The organism is Bacillus infantis (assembly GCF_050107595.1).
Taxonomy (GTDB): domain Bacteria; phylum Bacillota; class Bacilli; order Bacillales; family Cytobacillaceae; genus Bacillus_AB; species Bacillus_AB infantis_C.
Map to the genome: position 1 here is coordinate 1 of NZ_JBNILH010000014.1, position 16,975 is coordinate 16,975.

Annotated in this window: 17 protein-coding genes, 6 tRNA genes and 1 riboswitch; of the genes, 20 read left to right on the forward strand and 3 right to left on the reverse strand. The window is 47.5% G+C overall.

Translation table 11 applies throughout. From position 1 onward, the window contains the following. Positions 1 to 51 precede the first annotated feature (51 nt). The 7 genes from ACQCVH_RS22540 to rocF all read left to right on the forward strand — a co-directional run bounded on the left by ACQCVH_RS22540 (position 52) and on the right by rocF (position 1,884). Positions 52 to 127: transfer RNA gene (locus ACQCVH_RS22540), tRNA-Thr, on the forward strand. A gap of 28 nt (positions 128 to 155) precedes the next feature. Next, a tRNA-Tyr gene (locus ACQCVH_RS22545) sits at positions 156 to 240 on the forward strand. A gap of 75 nt (positions 241 to 315) precedes the next feature. Beyond that, positions 316 to 390 (forward strand) — tRNA-Gln (locus ACQCVH_RS22550). Between the two features lie 3 nt (positions 391 to 393). Further along, a tRNA-Lys gene (locus tag ACQCVH_RS22555) sits at positions 394 to 466 on the forward strand. Positions 467 to 518: 52 nt separating this feature from the next. After that, a tRNA-Gly gene (locus tag ACQCVH_RS22560) sits at positions 519 to 593 on the forward strand. Positions 594 to 599: 6 nt separating this feature from the next. Beyond that, positions 600 to 675 (forward strand) — tRNA-Ala (locus tag ACQCVH_RS22565). Between the two features lie 312 nt (positions 676 to 987). Further along, positions 988 to 1,884 carry an arginase gene (gene rocF, locus ACQCVH_RS22570; protein WP_426837842.1) on the forward strand — a complete coding sequence of 299 codons (897 nt, stop codon included), beginning with the start codon at positions 988 to 990 and terminating at the stop codon, positions 1,882 to 1,884. A 34-nt stretch (positions 1,885 to 1,918) separates the two neighbouring features. Here the strand turns inward: rocF and ACQCVH_RS22575 are convergent, their stop codons facing one another. Next, a complete protein-coding gene (locus ACQCVH_RS22575) occupies positions 1,919 to 2,077 on the reverse strand; it encodes an aspartyl-phosphate phosphatase Spo0E family protein (RefSeq protein ID WP_426837843.1) in 159 nt (52 codons plus the stop codon). Between the two features lie 187 nt (positions 2,078 to 2,264). Here ACQCVH_RS22575 and sigW point away from each other — a divergent pair, with 187 nt between their 5' ends. The 6 genes from sigW (at position 2,265) to glmS (ending at position 9,542) form a co-directional block, all read left to right on the forward strand. Then, positions 2,265 to 2,828 carry an RNA polymerase sigma factor SigW gene (gene sigW, locus ACQCVH_RS22580; RefSeq protein ID WP_009795680.1) on the forward strand — a complete coding sequence of 188 codons (564 nt, stop codon included), beginning with the start codon at positions 2,265 to 2,267 and terminating at the stop codon, positions 2,826 to 2,828. A gap of 69 nt (positions 2,829 to 2,897) precedes the next feature. Then, positions 2,898 to 3,536, forward strand: a complete 639-nt coding sequence (locus ACQCVH_RS22585; protein ID WP_426837844.1) for a zf-HC2 domain-containing protein — start codon at positions 2,898 to 2,900, stop codon at positions 3,534 to 3,536. Positions 3,537 to 3,762: 226 nt separating this feature from the next. Further along, complete coding sequence (cdaA, locus tag ACQCVH_RS22590) at positions 3,763 to 4,590, forward strand: diadenylate cyclase CdaA (protein ID WP_009795682.1); 828 nt, start codon at positions 3,763 to 3,765, stop codon at positions 4,588 to 4,590. Continuing rightward, on the forward strand, positions 4,583 to 5,911 hold the full coding sequence (locus ACQCVH_RS22595; protein WP_426837845.1) for a CdaR family protein: 1,329 nt from the start codon (positions 4,583 to 4,585) through the stop codon (positions 5,909 to 5,911). Before cdaA ends, ACQCVH_RS22595 begins: the two co-directional genes overlap by 8 nt. Before the next feature lie 35 nt (positions 5,912 to 5,946). Next, positions 5,947 to 7,296 carry a phosphoglucosamine mutase gene (gene glmM / locus ACQCVH_RS22600; RefSeq protein ID WP_426837846.1) on the forward strand — a complete coding sequence of 450 codons (1,350 nt, stop codon included), beginning with the start codon at positions 5,947 to 5,949 and terminating at the stop codon, positions 7,294 to 7,296. Between the two features lie 443 nt (positions 7,297 to 7,739). Then, on the forward strand, positions 7,740 to 9,542 hold the full coding sequence (gene glmS, locus ACQCVH_RS22605) for a glutamine--fructose-6-phosphate transaminase (isomerizing) (protein WP_426837847.1): 1,803 nt from the start codon (positions 7,740 to 7,742) through the stop codon (positions 9,540 to 9,542). A 588-nt stretch (positions 9,543 to 10,130) separates the two neighbouring features. Here the strand turns inward: glmS and ACQCVH_RS22610 are convergent. Next, positions 10,131 to 10,514 (reverse strand): SET domain-containing protein, encoded by a 384-nt coding sequence (locus tag ACQCVH_RS22610; RefSeq protein ID WP_035403454.1) that lies wholly within the window; start codon positions 10,512 to 10,514, stop codon positions 10,131 to 10,133. Between the two features lie 801 nt (positions 10,515 to 11,315). Here ACQCVH_RS22610 and ACQCVH_RS22615 point away from each other — a divergent pair. Together ACQCVH_RS22615 and ACQCVH_RS22620 are read left to right on the forward strand one after the other, a co-directional pair. Continuing rightward, positions 11,316 to 11,594, forward strand: a complete 279-nt coding sequence (locus tag ACQCVH_RS22615; RefSeq protein ID WP_426837848.1) for a CD3324 family protein — start codon at positions 11,316 to 11,318, stop codon at positions 11,592 to 11,594. Positions 11,595 to 11,703: 109 nt separating this feature from the next. Then, positions 11,704 to 12,339 (forward strand): FusB/FusC family EF-G-binding protein, encoded by a 636-nt coding sequence (locus ACQCVH_RS22620; RefSeq protein ID WP_426837849.1) that lies wholly within the window; start codon positions 11,704 to 11,706, stop codon positions 12,337 to 12,339. A gap of 88 nt (positions 12,340 to 12,427) precedes the next feature. On the opposite strand, the gene ACQCVH_RS22625 is transcribed toward ACQCVH_RS22620, so the two are convergent. After that, positions 12,428 to 13,126 carry a DUF421 domain-containing protein gene (locus tag ACQCVH_RS22625; protein ID WP_426837850.1) on the reverse strand — a complete coding sequence of 233 codons (699 nt, stop codon included), beginning with the start codon at positions 13,124 to 13,126 and terminating at the stop codon, positions 12,428 to 12,430. A gap of 115 nt (positions 13,127 to 13,241) precedes the next feature. On the opposite strand from ACQCVH_RS22625, the gene ACQCVH_RS22630 reads away from it, so the two are divergent. From ACQCVH_RS22630 to ACQCVH_RS22650, 5 genes are all read left to right on the forward strand, one after another. Next, the gene (locus ACQCVH_RS22630) at positions 13,242 to 13,865 is read left to right on the forward strand and encodes a histidine phosphatase family protein (protein ID WP_426837851.1); all 624 of its coding nucleotides are present in this window, start codon (positions 13,242 to 13,244) and stop codon (positions 13,863 to 13,865) included. Positions 13,866 to 13,991: 126 nt separating this feature from the next. Then, complete coding sequence (locus tag ACQCVH_RS22635) at positions 13,992 to 14,339, forward strand: hypothetical protein (protein ID WP_426837852.1); 348 nt, start codon at positions 13,992 to 13,994, stop codon at positions 14,337 to 14,339. Between the two features lie 21 nt (positions 14,340 to 14,360). Continuing rightward, entirely contained in the window at positions 14,361 to 14,528 is a 168-nt protein-coding gene (locus tag ACQCVH_RS22640; protein WP_101552538.1) for a twin-arginine translocase TatA/TatE family subunit, read from the forward strand. Between the two features lie 86 nt (positions 14,529 to 14,614). Beyond that, complete coding sequence (locus ACQCVH_RS22645) at positions 14,615 to 15,436, forward strand: undecaprenyl-diphosphate phosphatase (RefSeq protein WP_426837853.1); 822 nt, start codon at positions 14,615 to 14,617, stop codon at positions 15,434 to 15,436. 72 nt (positions 15,437 to 15,508) lie between these two features. After that, positions 15,509 to 15,647: riboswitch (cyclic di-AMP (ydaO/yuaA leader) on the forward strand. An 80-nt stretch (positions 15,648 to 15,727) separates the two neighbouring features. Beyond that, on the forward strand, positions 15,728 to 16,951 hold the full coding sequence (locus ACQCVH_RS22650; RefSeq protein WP_426837927.1) for a dicarboxylate/amino acid:cation symporter: 1,224 nt from the start codon (positions 15,728 to 15,730) through the stop codon (positions 16,949 to 16,951). Positions 16,952 to 16,975 lie beyond the last annotated feature (24 nt).

The following is a 16,975-nucleotide window of genomic DNA, read 5'->3' on the forward strand; positions in this document are numbered from 1 at the left end:
CCTTACAAGCAGAGGGTCGGCGGTTCGATCCCGTCATCCTCCACCATATTTGCCGGTTTAGCTCAATTGGTAGAGCAACTGACTTGTAATCAGTAGGTTGGGGGTTCAAGTCCTCTAGCCGGCACCATTTCCTTTACTGACTTGTATAGGAATGTGGAGGGGTAGCGAAGTGGCTAAACGCGGCGGACTGTAAATCCGCTCCCTCCGGGTTCGGCGGTTCGAATCCGTCCCCCTCCACCATTTTGAATAAAAAACTCCAGATTTGGACAATCTTATAAATGTCCTTTTTATTTTGACCGGCAGGTCATTGATCATTGGGCTATAGCCAAGCGGTAAGGCAACGGACTTTGACTCCGTCATGCGTTGGTTCGAATCCAGCTAGCCCAGCCATCCGAGCCATTAGCTCAGTCGGTAGAGCATCTGACTTTTAATCAGAGGGTCGAAGGTTCGAGTCCTTCATGGCTCATCATAGCAGGGCATACCTTAGGATATATACCCTAAGGTTTGTCTTAATGAATGCGGAAGTAGTTCAGTGGTAGAACATCACCTTGCCAAGGTGGGGGTCGCGGGTTCGAATCCCGTCTTCCGCTCCAATATACGGGGCCTTAGCTCAGCTGGGAGAGCGCCTGCTTTGCACGCAGGAGGTCAGCGGTTCGATCCCGCTAGGCTCCACCATTACTACATACATCTTACCTTAAACTCTGCCGGGTTTAAGGTTTTTTATGTTTAAGAAGGTTATAAATTCTAACGGCGGTGGTTGAACATAAATTCTGAATCTGTATCCAGCTGGTGTTTGCCGGGGATGATCAGATTGTATGCGATATGATTCCGGCTGCCGGCCTCCTCGGAAATTTTCTTCTATTCTTTTTATCCTTTTGATTTTTCAGAAAAGTACGCATATATATGCATGATTTTGTCGAGTTGAGTCATTGCTTTGAAAGCGGTTAAAATAAGAGCAGAACAGGGGTGAAGGAGGAACATAGAGAGATGAAAAAACTATCGATTATCGGAATGCCGATGGATCTTGGACAAATGAGGCGGGGCGTTGATATGGGGCCAAGTGCTATCCGCTATGCCGGTGTAAATGAACGCCTGAAAACTTTATTCGAGCACATTCATGATCTGGGTGATATAGCGATTGGACGCCCGGAAGTAGAGATAGATCCGGATACTAATCTGAGAAATCTTGAGCTTATTGCAGAAAAGACCGGCCAGCTGGCAGAAAAGGTTGATGAAGTAATCATGGGTGGTTCATTTCCTCTTGTGTTAGGCGGGGACCACAGCATTGCCATCGGGACGCTTGCAGGTGTGTCACGGCACTATAAGAACCTCGGCGTCATTTGGTATGATGCCCATGGAGATCTGAATACAGCAGAAACATCGCCTTCTGGAAATATCCATGGCATGCCGCTGGCAGCTTCGCTGGGCATCGGTCATCCGCTGCTGACTGAGATTGGCGGCTACTCACCAAAGGTCAAGCCTGAGAATATCGTCATCATTGGGGCAAGAGCCCTGGATGAGGGTGAAAAAGAGCTTGTGAAGGAGAAGGGCATTAAAGTATATACGATGCATGAGATTGACAGGCTCGGCATGGCAAGAGTGATGGAAGAGGCAATTGAGTATCTGAGGGACCGGACTGATGGGGTTCATCTATCATTGGATCTGGACGGGCTGGACCCCAACGATGCACCGGGCGTTGGAACGCCGGTCATCGGAGGCATAAGCTACCGCGAAAGCCATCTGGCGATGGAAATGCTGGCAGAAGCTGAGCTGATCACTTCCGCTGAATTCGTGGAGGTCAATCCGATCCTCGATGACAAGAATAAGACGGCATCTGTAGCCGTTGCGCTGATGGGATCGCTTTTCGGCGAAAAGCTCCTTTAAAATAGAAACAAAAAACGGTAACTTGATTTTCAAGTTACCGTTTTTTGATTAAATGATTGTATTTGTTCAGCAATGAATCCAGCCTTGTACTGGCTTCGATTACGTGATGGCTGGACAAAGAGGTACGGGAAGCTAGCTGGACCATTTCCTTGCGGCACTTTTCAATATCCTGCAACAGTTCTTGAACGCCCATTCACAAAAAACCTGCCTTTTCCTCAGCTTAATTAGTCCCTTTATACCCCAAATAAAACTTTTTAAACATGAAGAAGTAAATTTTTGTTAAAATAATAGTTATTGAGAAATTTTATATAAAAAACGAAACCTTTTCCGCTATCGATCCGTAATATCGTATAGCCGCATTAGAGCGGAGGTAAATAGAAATGGAAGCAATCGTAAAGAAAAGGATCAAACAAGTATTAAAAGGCGATCAGAATGCTTTTGGGGAAATTGTGGAAATTTATAAAGACAAGGTGTTCCAGCTTTGTTTCCGTATGCTCGGCAACCGCCATGAAGCGGAGGATATTGCCCAGGAGGCTTTCCTGCGCGCATATGTTAATATTCAAAGCTTTAATATCGATCTGAAATTTTCCACCTGGCTGTACAGAATCGCAACCAATTTATGCATTGACCGGATCAGGAAGAAAAAGCCCGACTATTTTCTGGATGCAGAGGTCGCCGGGACGGATGGATTGACGATGTATTCTCAGATTGCAGCGGATACCAGGCTGCCCGAGGAAGATGTAGAGAGCCTGGAGCTTCAGGAAACCATTCAAAACGAAATTTCCAAGCTTCCTGAGAAATACAGGTCAGTAATTGTGCTGAAATATATCGAGGAGCTTTCTCTCAACGAAATAAGCGAGATTATGGACCTGCCGCTCGGGACGGTTAAGACCCGCATACACAGAGGCAGGGAAGCTTTAAGAAAGCAGCTGCGTCATGTGTAGAGATGGATGGCTATGCCATCTTCTTTTGCAAAGATGAATGCAGCTTATCATTTTAAGAGGGTGAGAACTTTGAAATGTCCAGCAGAGATTGTCGAGTATATGCACGAGTATCTAGATGAAGAGATCTCAGCCGAGCATGAACAGCAACTAAGGGAGCATTTGAGCAGCTGCGAAGAATGCCGCTCTTATTTTCATGAATTAAAGAGAGCTATTGCACTGGTGCAAAGCACTTCACATATACAAGCTCCGTCAGGCTTCACAGCTGGTGTGATGGCGAAGCTTCCGAAAGAAAAGAAGCAGGTGGGCTTCCAGAGATGGTTCAGACATCATCCATTGCTTACTGCTGCTTCCCTGTTTCTCGTCCTTATGATGGGAAGTGTCGTCTCCACCTGGAATAAGGACCATAATTTTTCGGTCTCCAAACAGCCGAACCTGATTGTCCAGAATGATACGGTCATCGTGCCGGAAGGTGAAGTAATCAAGGGCGATGTTATTGTCCGCAATGGCAAGATAAAAATAGAAGGCCAGGTCGATGGCGACGTGACCGTCATCAATGGAGAGCAGTACATGGCTTCTGCAGGCCATGTGACTGGTGATATCAAGGAAGTGAATGAAGTGTTTGAGTGGCTCTGGTATCATATCAAGAGCCTTGGCAAAGATCTCGTGAATGTATTCGATGAGAAAGAAAAAGAGCCTGCAGCAGGCTGATTGACTAGAGAGAGCAAATCCCTGTCAAAATAGGAATATCCGGATAAGCGGATATTCTTTTGGCAGGGATTTTCTTTTTGTGAATTAGAAGGCCCGCCAAGGGTTTTGCAATATATGCCATGCCCATATCATTGGTTTTCAGAGTATTTATGATATAATATGTGAGTTACATACATTGAAAACAAAGCTAATGCTTTTTGGAAAAATATATTTGGAGGAAGGGATAATGTCGTTTGCAGATTTCTCAATTTTGAAATACCTGGCTAATATTGTTGACATTCTCCTTGTTTGGTACGTCATCTACAAGCTGATCATGATAGTGAGGGGCACCAAGGCCGTCCAGCTCTTAAAAGGGATCTTTGTCATTCTGATCGTCAAGGTGATCAGCGACAAATTCCAGCTGCAGACGCTCGGCTGGATGATGGAACAGGTTCTGCTATGGGGAGTCCTGGCCATCATCATCATATTCCAGCCTGAGCTCCGGAGGGCGCTTGAGCAGCTGGGGAGGGGAAGATTCTTCTCAAGAAGCAGCTCCCAGGAAGAGAATGAACAGGAAAAGATGGTGGATTCCATCACAAAGGCTGTTGATTATATGGCTAAACGCCGGATTGGCGCCCTGATTTCGATTGAACGTGAAACAGGGATGGGTGACTATATAGAAACAGGCATCCAGCTGAATTCAAAGATTTCGTCAGAGCTGCTGATCAATATATTCATACCGAATACACCTCTTCATGACGGTGCAGTCATCATCCAGAGGAACTGTGTGGAAGCTGCAGCCTGCTATCTGCCTCTCTCCGAGAGCCCGTTCATCTCAAAGGAACTCGGGACCAGGCACAGGGCCGCCCTGGGAATCAGTGAGGTCACAGACAGCCTTACAATCGTCGTATCTGAGGAAACAGGCAGCGTCTCACTGACTAAAAACGGCGAGCTTCACAGAAGCCTGAGCTCTGAGGCATTCAAGGAGCTCCTATCCAATGAATTGATTGTCAGCCAGAAGGCGAAACAGTCTTCTTCAGCCCGCTGGAATTGGAGGGGGAAGAAAAATGGATAAGCTGATTGATAAGCTGGTGGACAACAGGTGGTTCATGAAAGCAGTGGCCCTTGTCCTGGCTTTGCTCCTTTTTGACGCCGTCTATGATGGATCGGACAATTCAAGCGAGGTTAATGTTCCGGGGGACCAGGACACGGAGCTGATTGAAGACGTTCCGGTCAAATCCTATTATGATACCGATAATCTTGTCGTCACCGGAGTTCCGGATACTGTGGATGTGAGGGTGTCAGGGCCTAAAAGTCATGTCCAGATCGCCAAGACACAGCGGGACTTTGAAGTATATGTGAATTTATCTGATGCGGAAGTTGGCGAAAAGCAGGTCCGGATCCTTGTAAGGGATATTTCGGACCGCCTTGATGTAACGGTTGAACCCCGGTATGCAACGGTCTCTATCCAGGAAAAAGTGACTAAGCAGTTTAAGGTCGAGCCTGAATTCAATCAGTCCCTGCTTGGTGATGGATATACATCTGGAGCACCGTCCGTTAAGCCTGATACTGTCAAGATTACGGGCGCCAAGGATGTGGTCGACCGGATCAGCTATGTGAAGGCAGCACTTGATGTCAAGGGCCCGGTAGAGGAATCTGTCACAGGAGCTGCAAGCATCAGGGTACTTGACAGGGATATGAATAAACTGAATGTAGCTGTAGATCCGGAGACGGTGGAGGTTACCGTGTCTGTGAAAAGCCTCGCCAAGACCGTGCCGATCGATATTGTCCGGAAAGGGTCACTGCCTTCAGGTGTGACGCTTAACAGTATTGAACTGGACAAAACTGAAGCGAGAATTACGGGAAGCGAAGAAGCGCTCGGCCAGACAGAAAGAGTAAGAGTTGAGATTGACCTGGGCAAAATCACCAAAGATGGTGCTCGTACCCTTCCGGTCATCATCCCGGACGGCATCACATCCGTTGATCCGAAGACAGTAGAGGCATCCGTGAATGTGACAGCGGAAAGCAAGGAAGATAAGGAGGATGCCGGCTCAGAGGAAGATGAAGCTGAGGCGGCGACTCCTCCTGCAGAAGAAACAAAGAAGGATGAAACCAAAACCTTTTCGAACCTGCCGATTGACCTCACCGGGACTGCAGAGGGATATACCGCGGCTTTCGCTGATGGAGCAGGAAGAACAAATCTGTCTGTGCAGGGGCCCGGCAGTGTCATCACTGGCCTCGGATCTTCAGATTTCAATATATTTGTCGAGGTAAGCAGCCTGCCAGAAGGGGAGCATGATGTGCCGGTAAAGGTCACTGGCCCTGATAATGTAAGCTGGAAGCTATCAAGAGAAACAGTGAAGGTTTCTATCACGAAAAATAACGAAGAAGCTTAATTAAAATGTCACTATGGTTAGAAGGAGCGATTTTAATGGGTAAATATTTCGGTACCGATGGAGTACGAGGGATTGCAAATAGTGAGTTGACCCCGGAGCTGGCTTTCAAACTGGGCCGGTTTGGCGGATATGTGCTAACAAGAAATGAGGACCGCCCAAAAGTATTGATCGGACGTGATACACGCATATCAGGGCATATGCTGGAAGGGGCTCTTGTCGCAGGACTGCTTTCCATTGGGGCTGAAGTCATGCGCCTCGGCGTCATTTCAACGCCTGGAGTAGCGTATCTGACAAAAGCCCTGGGTGCACAGGCAGGTGTCATGATCTCGGCTTCCCACAACCCTGTAGCTGATAATGGGATCAAATTCTTCGGTCCTGATGGCTTTAAGCTTTCAGACGACCAGGAGCTGGAAATTGAGGCTCTCATGGATAAGACAGAAGATGAGCTTCCGCGTCCGGTAGGGGCAGATCTGGGCCAGGTGAATGACTATTTTGAAGGCGGACAGAAATATCTTCAATATCTGAAGCAAAGTGTTGATGAAGATTTCTCAGGCATACATATTGCACTTGACTGCGCGAACGGGGCTACTTCTTCACTGGCAGCACATTTGTTTGCAGACCTTGATGCCGATCTCTCCACAATGGGCGCATCCCCTAACGGCCTTAACATCAATGATGGCGTAGGGTCGACGCATCCTGAGGCACTTTCGGCTTTTGTAAAGGAAAAAGGGGCGGATGCCGGGTTTGCTTTTGACGGAGACGGAGACCGTTTGATTGCTGTAGACGAAAATGGCGACATCGTTGATGGAGACCAGATCATGTATATCTGCGGAAAGTACCTGAAAGAGCAGGGCCGTCTGAAGCACAACACAGTTGTGTCCACAGTCATGAGCAACCTTGGCTTCTACAAAGGGCTTGAAGCAAATGGGATTGAAAGCATCCAGACTGCAGTCGGAGACCGCTATGTGGTGGAAGAAATGAAAAAAGAGGGCTACAGCCTTGGCGGGGAGCAATCCGGCCATATTATCTTCCTTGACTACAACACAACCGGTGATGGCCTTTTGACGGGCCTTCAGCTTGCCAATATCATGCAGGCGACCAAAAAGCCGCTGTCAGAGCTTGCGAATGAAATGAGGAAGTTCCCGCAGACACTCGTCAATATTAAAGTCACAGACAAGCACCATGTAACAGACAATGATAAGGTACATGCTGTGATTACAGAGGTTGAAAATGAAATGAACGGAAACGGGCGCATCCTTGTCAGGCCTTCCGGCACCGAGCCTTTGGTCCGTGTAATGGCTGAGGCGCCTACAAAGGAGCAGTGTGAGGCCTATGTGGAGCGCATAGCCGCTGTTGTCCGCGAGGAAATGGGTTTAAAGGAATAATAGAAGGGAAGATATGCATAGAGGAACGCTTTGGCGCCTCTGTGCATATTTTTTTATATGGAGCTCCTGAGGCTTCATGGGAAAATGTGTATTTTTTATGATATCAGTTGACGGATTCTCGCGTGGTGATGTATGATTATCCTGTTTTTGCAACCATAGTGCAAAGCATATTCAATAATTGAAAGGTGGGTCGTCAGGGTATACTTTTAAAGCGCCTGAACTAGCCATGAGAGGGCTAGTTGACGAGGAGGAGGTTTATCGATTTTTCGGCGGATGCCTCCCGGTTGATCAAGCACAACCGAAAATCCTTCTTTAAAGCATCAAGGCAACTTGGTGGACAAAGAGGGGGATATGCTTCTGAATAAACAAAAACTAGAGATAAGGGGGCAAGTATGCCCTCTAAAAAGGCTTCTTGCCCCCTTTATTAGGGAGGACACAGAAGTATGTGCGGAATTGTAGGTTATATCGGAAACAGTGATTCAAAGGAAGTATTGCTAAAAGGCTTGGAAAAGCTTGAATATAGAGGCTATGATTCAGCAGGCATCGCCGTCATGAATGAAAACGGCGTCCATGTTTTCAAGGAAAAAGGCCGCATTGCCGACCTGCGCAGCATCGTTGATGGAGATGTGGAAGCCCACACCGGGATCGGGCACACGCGCTGGGCGACACATGGCGTACCGAGCAAAAAGAATGCCCATCCTCACCAGAGTGCTGGCGGACGCTTCACCCTCGTACACAACGGTGTCATTGAAAACTATGATCAGCTGAGACGCGAATTCCTGAGCGGTGTAGAGCTTCAGAGCGACACTGACACAGAAGTCATCGTTCAGCTGATTGAGCTGTTCGTAAATGAAGGAGATGCAACAGAAGATGCTTTCCGCAAGACGCTGCGCCTGCTGAAGGGCTCTTACGCTTTGGCGCTCCTTGATGAGCAGAATGATGAAACAATCTTTGTAGCGAAGAACAAGAGCCCGCTCCTTGTCGGCCTTGGCGACACATTCAATGTGGTGGCGAGCGATGCAATGGCTATGCTTCAGGTGACAGACCAGTATGTCGAGCTGATGGACAAAGAAATCGTCATCGTCAAAAAGAACGAAGTCATGATTCAGGATATGGACGGACAGATCATTGCCAGAAATCCTTACACAGCAGAGCTGGATGCCAGTGATATTGAAAAAGGCACATACCCTCACTATATGCTGAAGGAAATCGACGAGCAGCCGCTTGTGACACGCCGCATCATCCAGAAATACCAGAATGCAAGCGGGGAATTGGTCATCGACCAGGATATCCTTGATGCGATGAATGAAAGCGACCGGATTTATATCATTGCAGCTGGTACTTCTTATCATGCCGGCCTTGTCGGCAAGCAGTTCATCGAAAGAATGGCGAAGATTCCGGTAGAAGTCCATATTGCCAGCGAATTCGGCTACAATATGCCTCTTCTGTCAGAAAAGCCGCTATTCGTCTTTATTTCACAGAGCGGTGAAACAGCTGACAGCCGTGCCGTGCTTGTAAACATCAAGGAGATGGGCTATAAAGCACTGACAATCACGAATGTACAGGGTTCAACCCTTTCCCGTGAAGCAGACTATACCCTGCTTCTTCATGCAGGGCCGGAAATCGCGGTTGCTTCAACAAAGGCATATACTGCCCAGCTGGCTGTTCTTGCCATCCTGGCAGAAGTAACAGCGAAGAGCAAAGGGCTTGGACTGCCGTTTAACCTGGTTCAGGAGCTTGGCATCGCTGCTAATGCTATGGAGGTCCTCTGTGACAGCAAAGAAGAATTCGAAGCGATTGCCCGCGAATACCTGGCAACAACACGCAACGCTTTCTTCATTGGCCGCGGTATCGACTTCTATGTGGGCCTTGAAGGCTCACTGAAGCTGAAGGAGATTTCTTATATCCAGGCTGAAGGCTTTGCCGGCGGAGAATTGAAGCACGGTACCATCGCCCTGATTGAGGAAGGTACACCAGTCATTGCCCTTGCTACACAGGAAAGCGTCAACCTGAGCATCCGCGGAAACGTCAAGGAAGTTGTATCCCGCGGCGCCAACCCATGCATCATCAGCATGAAGGGGCTTGAGCAGGAAGAAGACCGCTTCGTTATTCCAGAAGTAAATGAATTATTAACACCTCTTATCTCTGTTATACCATTGCAGCTGATCTCTTATTATGCTGCCCTGCACCGCGAATGCGATGTAGACAAACCGCGCAACCTGGCTAAATCTGTTACGGTTGAATAAGCGGATATATAGTTTATTGAAGGAGGCTCCTTTCTGGATGCCTCCTTTTTGCATAGCTGTGGAAATGTAATTGATCAAATGTTTAATTAAGGGCAGTCATTGTATTGCTGCCACCGTATAAAAGGTTTTAATTAAACGTTCGATTAAGGAAAGCAAATGGTGGACTGCTGGTGCCAAGTGTATATGGCTTTAATCAAACGTTTGAACAAATAGGCCCGGAGTAAAGAGACAATCTTAATTTATCTGCTGGCAACCCTGTTTATTCCGTTTTACATTATTCCGGCTATAGTGAAGAAATTTTTAGGAGATCGAATGAATGGACTATTTTTCTTGAGCTTGGTTTTTGAGCAGAGGTTAAAAAAATGGTGTGGCTTTTATGGGAGTTTAACGAAAAAAAGGGTGAGGGATAAAAAGAAACTGGCCCATTTGGCAGGAGGAATGTAAGCGGTTCTTGGTATTGTTCTCATAATCGGCTGCACAGGGTTCACCGAAATTTCTAATCATACACTGTGCAGCCATTATGATGGGGCTCGTATTTTATGTGAACAGCAGGATGGCAGAGTGAATAAGGAGGGAAGCTGCCCCTCCTTATTCTTCTCCTCCGTTAAACCATAGGAGAGCATCATCATCAGGATCGCCGTTATAGTTGATCATGATTTCTTCATCTTTTTTAATATCCTTGTAAGCATAGAAATCAAAAGAGTGATTTTCGAAACTGATTTCATAATCGGCATTCGGCTCATAGGAATGGTTGAACAGCATTCCATACCCAAGGAGAAGGGCAGAATGGTTTGTCCCATACTCAAATACATAGTCAGCCAGCCTGGTCTTCTCAATATATTTATGTTCTTCATTTGGATAGGCAAGTACCGGGGCTCTGTGGATCAGCTCTCCCTTTTTGATATCACGGGTAGCGAACACACCTTTATTGGTTTCGTCATCGGTAATGTTTGAGATTCTAACTTCGATCAAGCTTTTCACCTTCGCCTTCATAATCTGTCAATCCTAGTCTGACAGTCTTGGGGCAAAAATGCAATCGCAGGAAGCAATTGGATGGCAGTCTCAGGGTTGTGCAGAGGCTGATTAGATACCAGCCCGGGTGTTTGTATGGTAAAGTAATCATAAATGCAAAGGAGGAAATGCAGATGCAAATCACTGATCAGGCACGCGATATCTTAAAGCAGATGTTTGAAAAAGAAAATGCCCGGAATATACGCATATATTTCGCAGGCTATGGCTGAGGACAGCCAAAAGTAGGACTGGCTCTGGAGGAGCCGGAAGAGGACGATAATGTTTCAACAATCAATGAAATCAAGGTGGCAATCGACCCGATCATTGAACCGAATGTAGAGGACCTGGTCCTTGATCTTAGCGGAGACAAGAAAGGCCTTGTACTGCTGGGGAATACGGGCAATTGCTGCTAGAATAAGAAAGCATGGGAAAGAGATTCTGCTCTTCCCATGCTTTTTTTGCTGTTCCTGGCAGGCACAGGAGCAGCTGCAGAGCATGAACTCTGTTCTTATGAAAAAACCATGCAAATACCCTCAAATTGTACTATAATGAATACCAAAATCAGGATAACGGGAGGTGGATATAATGGCAGAAACATTCTGGCTGCCGGATACTGGAGCGGCTCATGCAAAGCCTGTAAGAGGAAAGGCGATACTTTGCATGGGGAGAAGATTCATATAATCGCCCTTACAATGTGATCTCATTTCTATTACTGGCTTTGCCCCTTATTTAAGAAACCATTAAAATAAGGAGCTGGCCGAAATGAGCTATGTAAAAGCAGCCGCTGTTTTGCCTGAAGAGCTGATAGCGGAAATTCAGAAATATATTCAAGGTGAGATGATCTATATTCCAAAGCCTGAGGCTGCCCGGCGAAAATGGGGGGAGACCTCCGGGGGGCGGGAGCAGATTGATGCACGCAATGAGGAGATCAGGAAGGCATTCCGGAACGGAAAGCCGGTCGAAGTGCTGGCGGACGAATACTTCCTGGCCAATGAAACAATTAAAAAGATAGTGTATTCAAAACAGAAAAGCAGGCAGTAGGTACACTTTGGTTCAGAGTCATTCTCTGCCTATACCCGGCCGCTGGTTTTACTTATAATTATCTTGAGAAATCAACAGCCTGATCCGGGACAAAATAGGAGTGAATGAAATGGAACCGTTTATCCGGAACGACCAGTATAATTTTATAAAAGAACAGGCAGCCCACCTTGTGAACGGGCACAGCTCTGTGAATGACAAAGGGGTTTTGAATGCACTGAGAGCCATCACCTCTGAGAAGGCTAAAGCACTGTTTCCAGAGCTCACTGCTGAGCAGGAGGAGCTTCTTGCCCCCTTGCCTGATATAAAGGACAGGTCAGAGGCAGACCGGTTCCTGGAAGGCCTGCAGGATTATATCATTCCATTTCCGGCAGTGAGCGAACAGGCAGCCAGAAAGCTGTTTCCCAAGGCTAAAAAGCTGAAGGTGCCTGAAGCCGGGCTGGAAGAGCAGAAAGGCATTTCCTACTTTTCCTGGGACGACAAAGGCACTGGGAGAAGGTATATGGCCGTGCTGAATAAAAATAAGCTTGCCGGCTTGTCAGGAACCTTCAAGCCGATCAGCCAAAAAGGGATTTGTTCCATTTGCGGCAAACATGGAGAAGCAGGACTGTTTGTTTCCCAAAAGAAGGGCGCCGTTCAGGGGACTTACGTAAGAAAAGGCAATTATATTTGCAGAGACACCATGAAGTGCAACCAAAACCTGACCAGTCTTGAGAAGCTGGAGCAATTTGTTGAGCTGGTGAAATAGCATAATAGAAAGACAGGGGCCTGGTTACAGGTCCCTGTCTTTGCAGTAAAGCCCGCGCTGGGGCAGTTCTAAAGATCTTTGCCTCCGGTTATTGAAGCTGATCATCCTTATAATCAACGTAAAGGGTGCCATTCTGCTGGACTTCAGCGTAAAAGACATCAGACAGGGAGGCGCCGCTTTGCTGGAGCTGGTCTTCAATCCATTCCTGGGAAAGGTTTAAGCCGTCAAGATTCTGGGAGACAAGCTGGCCATCGGAAATGACGGCGGTGCCGACCGGGTAGGCATCTTTGGGCACCGGGTTCCCCTGGGCTGCATGGCTTTGCGTCAGCGGGCGCTTTCCTTCTTTTTTGAGCACCGACAGCTTGCCGTCCGTCTCAAAGACCGCATAGTCTGCATCTGAGATGGAGAAGATATTTTTTTGCCTGAGCAAAGCGCTTAAGGCATCAATATCCAGTCTGGCTTTGCGGAGGGAGTCTTCCATCACCTTGCCGTCTTTTATGACGATCAGCGGCTGGCCCTCCAGGAATACCCTTGCTTTCCGGGATTTGATATCAAGATAGCCCATGAGGATGGTGAACGCGGCCCAGCCGGCCAGGGCAATGACCCCATTTCGAATGGTTACATTCGGGCTGAGGACAAGGTTGGCTGCAATAGAACCGATGGCAATGGCTGATACAAAGTTAAAAAAGGTCATTTGGGCAATTTCTTTCCGCCCCATCAGTCTGGCAAGCGCAAAAAGCACAAGAAAAGAAATGGTAATCCTTATAAGCACTTCTGGAATATTCATGGTCCACCTCTATCGGGTTATTTTTATAGAGAAATTGAATCTTTAGTAAGAATTCACCCTTATTTTGGCAGGGTAATATCTTTTTATACATAAAAAAGAAAGAGGGTTGGAGTAAATGCTTGAATTATTGCTGATCCGCCATGGCCAGTCAGAAGCTGACCTGCTGGACGTGCATGAGGGCAGGGCCGATTTTCCGCTGACCGGTTTGGGCAGGAGGCAGGCGGGCCTTCTGGCTGAGTTTATCACTGAACACTATCCTCCTGATATCATCTGGGCAAGTACGCTGAAAAGGGCCTATGAAACAGCGGCTATTACAGCTGATAGAACAGGGTGCAGGCTGAGGACGGATGAAAGGCTGAAGGAATTCAATAATGGCGTTCTGGCCGGGATGTCCCGGGAGGAAGCGGGCATCCGTTATCCAGAACCGCCTGAGGGCAGAAAGCCGCATGTACGCATCGAGAAGGGGGAGTCGATGCTTGAAATGAGATTCCGGGCCGAGACCGTTCTATCAGAGATCCTGGATGATGCTGAACAAAAAGGGTATAAGAGGGTTGCCGCCGTTTCGCACGGCGGACTGATTTCCATGCTGATCCTGGCGCTGCTTGGGCTGCCCAATACGAGCCGCCAGCTCTTTGCTACAGGAGATACCGGCATTCATTTGTTCAGGCTGGACCATAAAAGAAGAGTGGCCATGTTTTTGAACAGCCAGCGGCACCTCTCTGATGAGCTTTTGGGATAGGAGGGGACAGGATAGCCTGTTCCTTTTCTTTTTCCCATAAAAAGGGGATTGATTCTCTATTTTCGGTCTTTCCAAACCGGGGCGGACGAAGTATGATAATTCTATCAAACTGAAAGGGAAGACAATATGGCGGGAATGAATCTCCTTTTCCTATTTGCAATCAGTGTCTATAGTCTATGGGGATTAGGGCATGATCCTTTCTCGAGCCTGCTTTCGGGTGATGAGAAGCGCTTTGAAATGGTGGTCCTGGAGGATGGCAAGGTTTTTTCGAAAGAAAAGCCTTTTGAGCGAAAAGGAAAGCTCCTTGGAACGGCCGCGTATCTTCCATTGGTGGCATCGCCGGCCGGCATGCTGCTTTTCCGAAGGTTTTTCCGGATGGATATTATGCTGGAAAAGCTGAGAATCCTGCTTATACCGGTCTTTTTTCATTCTAAGTTCTTTATCGCCTCCTCTGTTAGTAATAGATTAAACTAATCTGAAAAAAGAGGTGCGGAGATGAGGAATTTAGGCTTTGGGGAAATTATGGTCATTGTTTTTGTTGCGCTGCTTATATTTGGACCGCAAAAGCTTCCGGAGCTTGGAAGGGCTGCCGGCAATACGCTGCGTGAATTCAAAAAGGCAACAAAAGGCATCCTGGAAGATGATAAAGAGAAAGAAAAATAAATAGATGGCAGGACTGCTCCGCCGAGTGAGAGCTCATATTAGAAGCTTTTGCGTGCGGGGCAGCTGTTTTGTTCTGGAGGAAAATGATGAAAGAGATGATTGTTGCCCTGATATTGGGCATTGTTGAAGGTCTTACTGAGTTTGCGCCCGTTTCGTCTACCGGCCATATGATTATAGTGGACGATATTTTATTAAAGTCAAAAGAGCTTTTCTCAAAGGAAGTAGCCAATACATTCAAGGTTGTCATTCAGCTTGGGTCGATCCTTGCGGTGGTGATTGTGTTCAAGGACCGGTTTATCCAGCTTTTAGGGCTGGGTAAAGGGGGGAAGGAACAATCGGATGGACCGAGGCTGAAGCTTACGCAGGTAATTGCAGGCCTGCTGCCTGCGGCGGTTCTGGGGCTTCTGTTTGAGGATTATATAGACGAGTACCTGTTTTCGGTTAATACAGTGGTAATCGGCCTGGTGGCTGGCGCCCTGCTTATGATTGCAGCTGATTACTATTCAAAGAGGAAGCCGGCCATCGAGACGGTGGACAAGATCACTTACCGGCAGGCAATCCTCATTGGATTGTTCCAGTGCATCGCCTTATGGCCGGGCTTTTCACGGTCAGGCTCCACAATCTCGGGCGGGGTGCTGCTCGGCCTCAGCCACAGGGCAGCCTCTGATTTTACCTTTATCATGGCGGTGCCTGTCATGCTTGGGGCAAGCGGGCTGTCGCTTCTGAAAAATTGGGAGTACTTCACGCCTGATGCCATCCCATTCTTTATAGTCGGCTTCATCAGTGCCTTTGTGTTCGCCCTGGCATCAATCCGTTTCTTCCTGGCGCTCATTAACAGAATCAAGCTGGTGCCGTTCGCCATTTACAGGATTATCCTGGCAGCTGTCATTTATTTTGTATTTCTGTGAGGCAAAAGTACAGTTCCAGTATTTAAATATTTACAGAAGATAGGTTCATAGAGTAAAATTAAAAAAAATTTATTGAAAGATACGCTTAATCTTTTAAAGAGCGGGGGATCCAACCGGCATACATCTGCCTCGGGGTGAATCCTTTACAGGTAGGGCACTCTCAAAGCCCGAATCCGACAGCTAACCTCGTAAGCGTTATTTGGGAGGACAAGTCTGCGTAAAAACACAGAGGTCTCGCTCTCTGTGTTTTTTTATGCTAAAAAACAGATATTTACTAAGGAGGCTTGCATGATGAAACTATCAACAAAGATTATCATCGCTCTGATTGCGGGGGGCATTGTCGGCTTATTATTGAATCTATATTCTCCCGATTTATTTGAAACACTGAATACGTATTTATTCACTCCACTGGGGAAAATATTCCTTAACCTGATCAACATGCTCGTGGTGCCAATTGTGTTCTTCTCCATCACTCTTGGCACAGCCGGCCTCGGGGATCCTAAAAAGCTCGGAAGGATTGGCCTTAAGACCATCTCTTTCTTCCTGGCTACTACTTGTATGGCATTGATCATCGGGATCGTCTTCTCGTATATCTTCCAGCCGGGGAATGTCGGTACGTTTGATACTGCTGGTGCAGAGTTTGAAGCACAGGAAGCTCCGCCTGTATCTGAAACTCTGCTGAATATCATTCCGACAAATCCGATTAAGGCATTTACAGAAGGAAACATGCTTCAGATCATCACATTCTCTGTTTTCGTCGGCTTTGGTCTTACTATGCTTGGCGAGAAAACCAGAGGCGTCCTGAAGCTGTTTGACCAGGGGAATGAGCTGATGATGTATCTTGTGAACCTGATCATGCGTTTTGCGCCATATGGAACCTTCGGCCTGATCGTATCGGCAGTCGGCACCCAGGGGGTTGATGCCATCAAAGCGATGGGACTGTACATGGGCGTGGTGCTTGCGGCACTCATCGTCCATACACTTGTGACGTACGGAGGATCGGTATACTTCCTGGCCAAGCGCAGCCCTATCGAATTCTTCAAGGGCTTTGCCCCGGCCATGAGCGTGGCCTTCAGTACATCGAGCAGTAATGCCACACTTCCGGTTTCCATGAATGTGGCACAGAAGAACCTGAAGGTGCCTGAATCGGTGAGCAGTTTTGTTCAGCCGCTTGGTGCGACAATCAATATGGATGGAACGGCGATCATGCAAGGTGTCGCAACCATCTTTATCGCTCAGGTATATGGCCTTGACCTGACGTTCACGCAGCTTGTGACGGTCGTCCTGACTGCCGTCCTTGCGAGCATCGGTACGGCAGGTGTGCCGGGCGTCGGCCTGATCATGCTGGCGATGGTCCTTCAGTCTGTTAACCTTCCTGTTGAAGGGATTGCTCTGATCATCGGGATTGACAGGCTTCTGGATATGACCAGAACAGCGGTTAATATTACAGGCGATGCTGCTTGTGCAGTTATCGTCGGTGAATCCGAGAAAAAGAAAAACAGGGAATTAACCTGATAATAAGCAAAACACCGTCCGGAT